Origin of the sequence: Cellulomonas algicola, assembly GCF_003851725.1 — a bacterium.
Classification (GTDB): domain Bacteria; phylum Actinomycetota; class Actinomycetes; order Actinomycetales; family Cellulomonadaceae; genus Cellulomonas; species Cellulomonas algicola.
This window is the reverse complement of record NZ_BHYL01000129.1, coordinates 1-6,778: the sequence shown is the minus strand read 5'-3', so window position 1 is coordinate 6,778 and position 6,778 is coordinate 1. Positions and strand designations below refer to the sequence as shown.

Below are 6,778 nucleotides of genomic sequence, written 5' to 3'. Positions count from 1 at the left end.
GCACGCGCAGCCGCACGGCTCGCACGGGCTCCCCGACCTGCCCGGTCTCGGCGGTCACGCCGGCCACCCCTGAGGCCGCTCCCCCGGCCTCCCCGTCGTACCGCGCCGGGGGACGACGAAGGCCGCACCCTCGACGGGGTGCGGCCTTCGTCGTGCAGTGCGCCTCCGGCTGCCGGTCGCAGGACCGGGCCGGAGTCAGATCACTTGAGGGTGACCGTGGCGCCGGCGCCCTCGAGCTGCGCCTTCGCCTTCTCGGCGGCCTCCTTGTTGACACCCTCCAGGACGGCCTTGGGGGCCTCGTCCACCAGGTCCTTGGCCTCCTTGAGACCGAGGGACGTGAGGGCGCGCACCTCCTTGATGACCTGGATCTTCTTGTCGCCGGCCGCCTCGAGGACGACGTCGAACGAGTCCTTCTCCTCCTCGGCCTCGGCCTCGGCGCCCGCGCCACCGGCGGCGGGGGCCGCGGCGACGGCGACGGGGGCGGCGGCGGTGACCTCGAAGACCTCCTCGAAGGCCTTCACGAACTCGGAGAGCTCGATCAGCGTGAGGCCCTTGAACTGCTCGATGAGCTCGTCGGTGCTGAGCTTCGCCATGATGGCGTTCCTTTCGTCGGGTGCCCGGTCAGCCGTGCCGGCTGCCGAAGCAGATGTGGGGGTGTGCGCGACGCGTGACCGCGAGGGTCAGGCGGCTGCGCCTTCCGACTCCTGCTTCTGGCGCAGGGCATCGATGACACGGGCGGCCTGGGCGGTGTTCGCGGTGAAGACGTAGGCAGCCTGGTAGAGCTTGGCCTTCATCGCACCGGCCGCCTTGGCCAGGAGCACCTCGCGGGACTCGAGGTCCGCGAGCTTGGTGACCTCCGCAGCGGTCAGGGCGCGTCCGTCGAGGACACCGCCCTTGATGACCAGCGCGGGGTTCGCCTTGGCGAAGTCACGCAGACCCTTCGCGGCCTCGACCGGGTCGCCGGTGACGAAGGCGATCGCCGACGGGCCCTTGAGCGCGTCGTCGAGGCCCGTCAGGCCGGCTTCCTTGGCCGCGATCGCGGTCAGCGTGTTCTTCACCACGGCGTAGGTTGCGTTACCGCCGAGCGCCTTGCGCAGCCGCTTGAGCTGCGCGACGGTGAGCCCGCGGTACTCGGTCAGCACGGCCGCGTTGGACTCACGGAACCGGTCCGTGAGCTCTGCGACAGCGGCTGCCTTGTCCGGCCTCGCCATGGCAATCCTTCCGATGGTGGTGCCACCGGTCTGCACCCCGACAAACGAAAGAGCCCCGCGCAGGCGCGGGGCTCGACGTCAGGACGCGGCGGGGCCGGTCCGTCGGGGAACTCTCACCTGCGCTGGCCTCCGCTGCTGCGGGACTTCGGTCGAGGTCACGGAACGTGACGCCGACGACCGGCGGTCTTGGGCCCGACAAGAGTACGACACGTCCCCCGCGCCACCCAAATCGCGTGCGCCGCACGGTCGCCCGGTCGGTCAGGGCGCCGGGTCGGTCAGGGCGCCGAGTCGGTCAGGGCGCCGGGTCGGTCAGGACGCCGGGTCGGTCAGGACGCCGGGTCCGGTCGCACCGTCACGCGGGGTCAGACCGGGGCACCGAAGCACATGAGCGGCGCGACGGTCCCCGTGCGGTCGGCGTCCTCCGCAACCGCGGTGGCGACCGCGCGCGCCACGGGAGCACCCTCGCGCAGCAGCACGTGCGTCCGCGTCATCACGCGCATCGCCGTCTCGTCCGGCAGCGGGGCGATCGCCGCCACCACGCAGCCGACCCCGCGACGCAGCAGCACGCTCGCCATGCCGAGCGCCTCGCCGCCCGCCCGCACCGACGCCCGGCCGACCTCGCAGCTCGACAGCACGACGAGGTCCGGGGTCTGCGCACCCGCGTCGAGCTCGTGCGCGAAGAGCGGGCCGTCGGCCAGGCGGACCGACGAGAACAACGGGTTGTCGGGCTCGTGCCGGCCGTGCGCGGCCAGGTGCACGACGCCCGGCGACCCGAGCAGCGCGATCATGCGCGCGACCGTCGCGTCGGCGCCGACCACCGCCTCGCCGTCGGGCCAGAGGGCCGCGACCTCGCGCACCTCGTCGTCGGCGTGCCGCAGGCCCGGACCCGCCGCGGCGGTCACACGACCCGGCATCGCGCCGACCGTCCCCGTGTACCGGACCCAGTGGTGCACCGACGGGGCGACGACGGTCGGCAGGCCGGCGCGCGCCGCGAGCATCGACCACGGCAGCGCCGCGAGCCAGCCGGTCGCGACCACGACGAGCTCGTCGGGGGCGCCCAGCAGCGGCGCCAGCCGAGCCTCCATCGCCGCGAGCCCGTGCCGCAGCGCGCGCTGCGCGACCTCGCGCAGCTCGACCGGGACCAGCGGGTTCGCGGTGACCTCGAGGTCCGCGTGCACGCGGCGCACCAGCTCGGACAGCTCCGCGGCCGGCCCGAGGCGGTGCAGCTCGGTGCGGTGCGCGGTGACCGCGACCGCGAGCAGCTCACCCCGGTGCACGCCGATGTCCACGAGCGTGCTGCCCGGCCGCCCGGCGAGCAGGCGCCGCACCTCCGACGCACGCCCCGGACGCTCGTCACCCGCCTCGCCCCGCTCGTGCCACGAGCGCGCGAGGATCTCGTGCTTGAGGCGCTGCGCCTCCCGGAACGCGCGCGCCCGCTGCGGGTCCGCGCTCGCGCGGCCGATGACGCCGCGGCTGTCGTCGATGAGCCGTCGGAGCTGCGACAGGAGCGCGGCCGACTCCGGGTCGCTCGGCGGGTTGACCCGCGGCGTCCCGCCGATCACCGCGCGGATCCGCTCCGCCGCGTCCAGCAGCGCCGTCGCGCGGCCCGTCGACAGCGCGAGCTCGACGTCGAGCGACGCGAGGGCCCGCCCGTGCACCGCGCCCGCCGTCCGCAGGTCCAGCGACCCGAACCGGGACCGGTGCAGGGCCAGGTCTCGCTGCCCCGCGTGCACGAAGCGCGCCGCCCTCGCCCGGTCCCCCGCCGCCTGCGCGAGCTTCGCGCGGATCCAGCGGCCGTGCAGCCGGACCGAGATCGGGTCGCTCCCCCGCACCGTGCCGAGCTGCTCGAGCAGCGCCTCCGGGTCGTCGAGCGCGCCGCGCGCCAGGTCCGCCTCGATCCGCACGTACGCCGCGCCGACCTCCCACGCCGTGCGGCCCGACGCCCGGCACGTCGCCTCCAGCCGGCCCGCCCTGCGCGACAGGCCCGCCCACAGCGCCCGCGTCGCCGCGTCCGCCGGCGCCTGCGCGTACGCGACCGCGTCGACCTGCAGCCCCAGCAGCGCCGCCCGCACGACCCACGCGTCCTCGCGCCGGCGACGGAACCGTCGCTCCGCCGACGCCGCGAACCTCCGGGCCGCCGCGACGTCACCCCGCAGCAGCGCGCACTCCGCGCGGCCCAGCTCGCACTCCGCGACGTCGCGCACCCGGTGGTGCTGCTCGAACGACGCCGCCGCCTCCGCGAGCGCCTGGTCCGCCACGCCGACCAGCCCCGCCTCGAGGAGCACGCGCGCGCGGTCCAGGAGCGCCGTCGGCCGGGGCGGCCCCGGCAGGATCCGCGCCGCCGCCTCCATGCGCGCGAGCGCGTCCGGCAGGTTCCCGGCGACGAAGTCCAGGTAGCCGAGGTTGTGCTCCGCCTTGAACGTCAGCAGCTCGAAGCCCGCGCGCCGCGAGCGCCGCGCGCACTCCGCGTAGTCCGCCCGCGACAACGACACGTGGTGCATGTCCGAGTGCAGGACCCCGCGGTTGAGCAGCACGCGGCACGCGTCGATCGGGTCCGCGTCGTCGATCGACGCGACCGCCTCGTCGAGCCAGTGCAGCGCCTCGTGCTGACGGCCCGCCCGCAGCGCGAGCAGCCCGCGCAGCCCCGCGACCGCCGGCACCAGGCCCGCCCAGCCACGCGCCGGGTCCCGCTCGTGCTCGACGAGCATCGCGTCGAGCTCGTCGAGCGCCGGACCCGGGGCGCCGCGCGTCTCGAAGTCCGCCTTCGCGAGCTCGACGAGCGCGCGCGCCCGCAGCCGCACGACGTCCGGCGACCCCGGCAGGGCCTCCAGGTCGTGCAGCAGCGGGCGCAGGCGTCGGCGGGCACGCGTCGGACGACCCTCGGCGTTCTCGGTCTCGGCGCGCACCAGCGCCTCGGCGAGGACGTCGACGGTGGGCGGCCCGGCGGCCGCCGGGCCGCCCGGGTCCGACATCGGTGCCTTAGAGCTCGATCTGCGGGGTCACGATGGGCACCTGCGGCTCCTCCGGTCGCCGCAGGACGAGCCGCGCGGGGCCCCGCTCGACGTCGGAGAACGAGAAGCGGCCGTCCGCGTCGGACGTCACCGTCGTCACGTCACCGGACTGGTGCAGCTCCACCGAGAGCTCGCTCGCCGGTGCGGCCCAGCCGTCGACCCGCACGCGGTCCGCCTCCGGGTGCACGGAGATCATCACCGTGAGCACGTCCGTCGTGAACGTGATCGTGCCGGCCTCGATGCTCGTCTCGTCCGCACGGACCGCGAGCGCCGGCTCGCCGACCAGGTGCAGCTCCGCGAGCTCGGCGTGCAGCGCCTCGATCGTCAGGGCCATGCCGATCCGGTCGACCAGGCCCGCCGGGACCGGGTCGGACGCGCCGACCAGCGACGCGAGCTGCTGCAGGATCTCCACGTCGGCCACGTCCAGCGAACCCGCGGCGACCAGGGCGAGGGTGCTCTCGTCGGTGCTCATGACATGCTCCAGGCGGGGTCGTTGGAGAGGGCGAGGCGGAGCTTCGCGAGACAGCGGCCGCGGGTCGGGCCGATGCTCCCGACCGGCATCCCGAGCGCCCGGGACACCACCGTGTAGTCGGGCCGGTCGACCAGCGCGACCAGCCCCAGGAGCCGGCGGCAACGGTCCGGCAGCGTGCCGACGTGCTCCCAGAGCACCCGGTCCCGCTCGGAGCGCACCGCGACGGTGTCCGGCCGGTCCTCGGCCGGGGCCGAGAGCCAGTCGGTCACGTGCTCGTCATGCTCGTGCCGCACCAGGTCCTCGCGGGTTCGCCGCACCGCACGCCACGCCGCCCGCTTCGCGGTGACGAGCATCCACTGCAGCGTCGCCCGCGGGTCGCGGATCGACTCGATGTCACGCACGAGGGTCAGCCAGACGTTCTGCACGATGTCCTGCGCCTGCTCCGCGTCCACGCCCTGAGCGCGGACCGTGTGCCACAGCAGGGGCGTCATCACGTGCACGAGCGCCGCCAGCGGCGCCCTGTCGCCGTCGCGGTACGCGACCACGGCCCGGGCGGCCTGGTCGGCCAGCCCTTCTCCCTCGCGGAGCGCGGCGTCCACCGGCTCCACCAGGTCGTCACTCATCATGGACCCCTCACAGGCTGGCCTCGTCGGGCGGCCGCGCCCCTGACACAGTAGGGCGGCCCGGACAACCCCGACAAGGACGACACGGACAGCTGACCGGCTCCGCCGCGGACCGGGTGCGCTCCCGTCCCGCGCGCCTGCGAGCGCCCGTCCCCCCGTGCCGGGGTCGACCCTCAGGAGCGGGGCTCCCGCCACCAGATACACGTGCACCAAGATTTCTTCCCCGGACGTGTATCTGGGCAGGCCGCGGGCGCTCCTCGCCAGCACCCGCCCGAGCTCACGCCGTCCGGTCCGCCCCCGCGGCGACGGCGCCGGAGCGGGCCGGGACCGTGGACTTCGAACCGAGGAGACGCACGACATGACCGAGCAGGACAGCGCGCCCGAGCCCCTCAGCCGGGAGCAGATCCGCCCGACGAAGCGCACCCACGAGGACTCGCTCATCGCCCGCCCGGGCGTGGTCGGCGTCGACATCGGCGAGAAGTGGTCCGACGGCCGGCCCACCGGACGGCAGGCCATCGTCGTCCACGTCACCCGCAAGCTCGACGCCGCCGACCTCGACGACGACCAGCGGATCCCCGCCGCCATCGACGGCGTCCCCACCGACGTCGTCGAGCACCGCGTCGTCCTGCACCACGAGGCCCCGGCCGTCGACGACGTGACGACCCTCATGCGCGGACGCGTGCGACCGCTCGCCGGCGGCATCAGCATCGGCCCCGTCGACCCCGTGACCATCCAGGGCGCGACCTCCGCCGAGCTGCGGTCCGTCAACGGCACGCTCGGCGTCGTCGTCGTCGAGCGGCACACCGGCCGCGCGCTCGCCCTCACGAACTGGCACGTCGCCGCCGGCGACGGGCTCGAGGACGTCGGGAGCCGCTGGGTGCAGCCCGCGCTCGCGGACGGCGCCGCGCGCGGGGACCAGTTCGGCCTGCTCGTCCGCGGCACCCTCACCGACCGCATCGACGCCGCCGTCGTCGCCATCGCGCCCGGTGCGGCGTGGGTGCCGGGCGTCGTCGGCATCGGCGCGGTCACCGGCTCCGCCCCCGCCGTCGACGGCTCCGTCGTCCGCAAGCACGGCCGCACGACCGGTCTGCGGACCGGGCGTGTCGTGTCCACCGACTTCACGACGTCCGTCGACTTCGGCCCCGGCATCGGCTGGCGCACCCTGCGGGACCAGATCCGCGTCGAGCCCGACGAGGGACAGCCGTCGTTCTCCGCGGGCGGCGACTCCGGGTCCGTCGTCGTCGACGAGGACGGCAAGGTCGTCGGGCTGCTGTGGGCCGGTGAGGGCGACGGGTCGTTCTCCGTCGCCAACCCCATCGCCGCGGTCCTCTCGACGCTCGGCGTCGACGTCGCGACGCCCGCGTCCGTCCGCGCCGCGCGCGCCCGCCAGGCGGCGCTCGCGCGTCGGGCCGCCCAGCTGCGCGCCGCGCAGCAGCGCGCAGCGGGTGGCCTGTTCCCGCC

General features: G+C 75.5%; 6 protein-coding genes. 1 reads left to right on the top strand and 5 read right to left on the bottom strand.

What is annotated here, in order from left to right:
- Positions 1 to 200 precede the first annotated feature (200 nt).
- The 5 genes from rplL to CTKZ_RS09645 form a co-directional block, all read right to left on the bottom strand.
- Positions 201 to 593, bottom strand: a complete 393-nt coding sequence (gene rplL / locus CTKZ_RS09665; protein WP_124342754.1) for a 50S ribosomal protein L7/L12 — start codon at positions 591 to 593, stop codon at positions 201 to 203.
- Between the two features lie 87 nt (positions 594 to 680).
- A complete protein-coding gene (gene rplJ, locus CTKZ_RS09660; RefSeq protein WP_124342753.1) occupies positions 681 to 1,211 on the bottom strand; it encodes a 50S ribosomal protein L10 in 531 nt (176 codons plus the stop codon).
- Between the two features lie 362 nt (positions 1,212 to 1,573).
- On the bottom strand, positions 1,574 to 4,183 hold the full coding sequence (locus CTKZ_RS09655) for a CHAT domain-containing protein (RefSeq protein WP_124342752.1): 2,610 nt from the start codon (positions 4,181 to 4,183) through the stop codon (positions 1,574 to 1,576).
- 7 nt (positions 4,184 to 4,190) lie between these two features.
- Entirely contained in the window at positions 4,191 to 4,694 is a 504-nt protein-coding gene (locus CTKZ_RS09650) for a carboxypeptidase regulatory-like domain-containing protein (protein WP_124342751.1), read from the bottom strand.
- Positions 4,691 to 5,317, bottom strand: coding sequence for an RNA polymerase sigma factor (locus tag CTKZ_RS09645; protein ID WP_235843421.1), 627 nt, complete (start codon positions 5,315 to 5,317; stop codon positions 4,691 to 4,693). The genes CTKZ_RS09650 and CTKZ_RS09645 overlap by 4 nt, the downstream gene beginning before the upstream one ends.
- A gap of 358 nt (positions 5,318 to 5,675) precedes the next feature.
- On the opposite strand from CTKZ_RS09645, the gene CTKZ_RS09640 reads away from it, so the two are divergent.
- Positions 5,676 to 6,778 (top strand): chymotrypsin family serine protease (locus tag CTKZ_RS09640; RefSeq protein WP_235843420.1); only part of this gene is annotated, 1,103 nt, incomplete at its 3' end.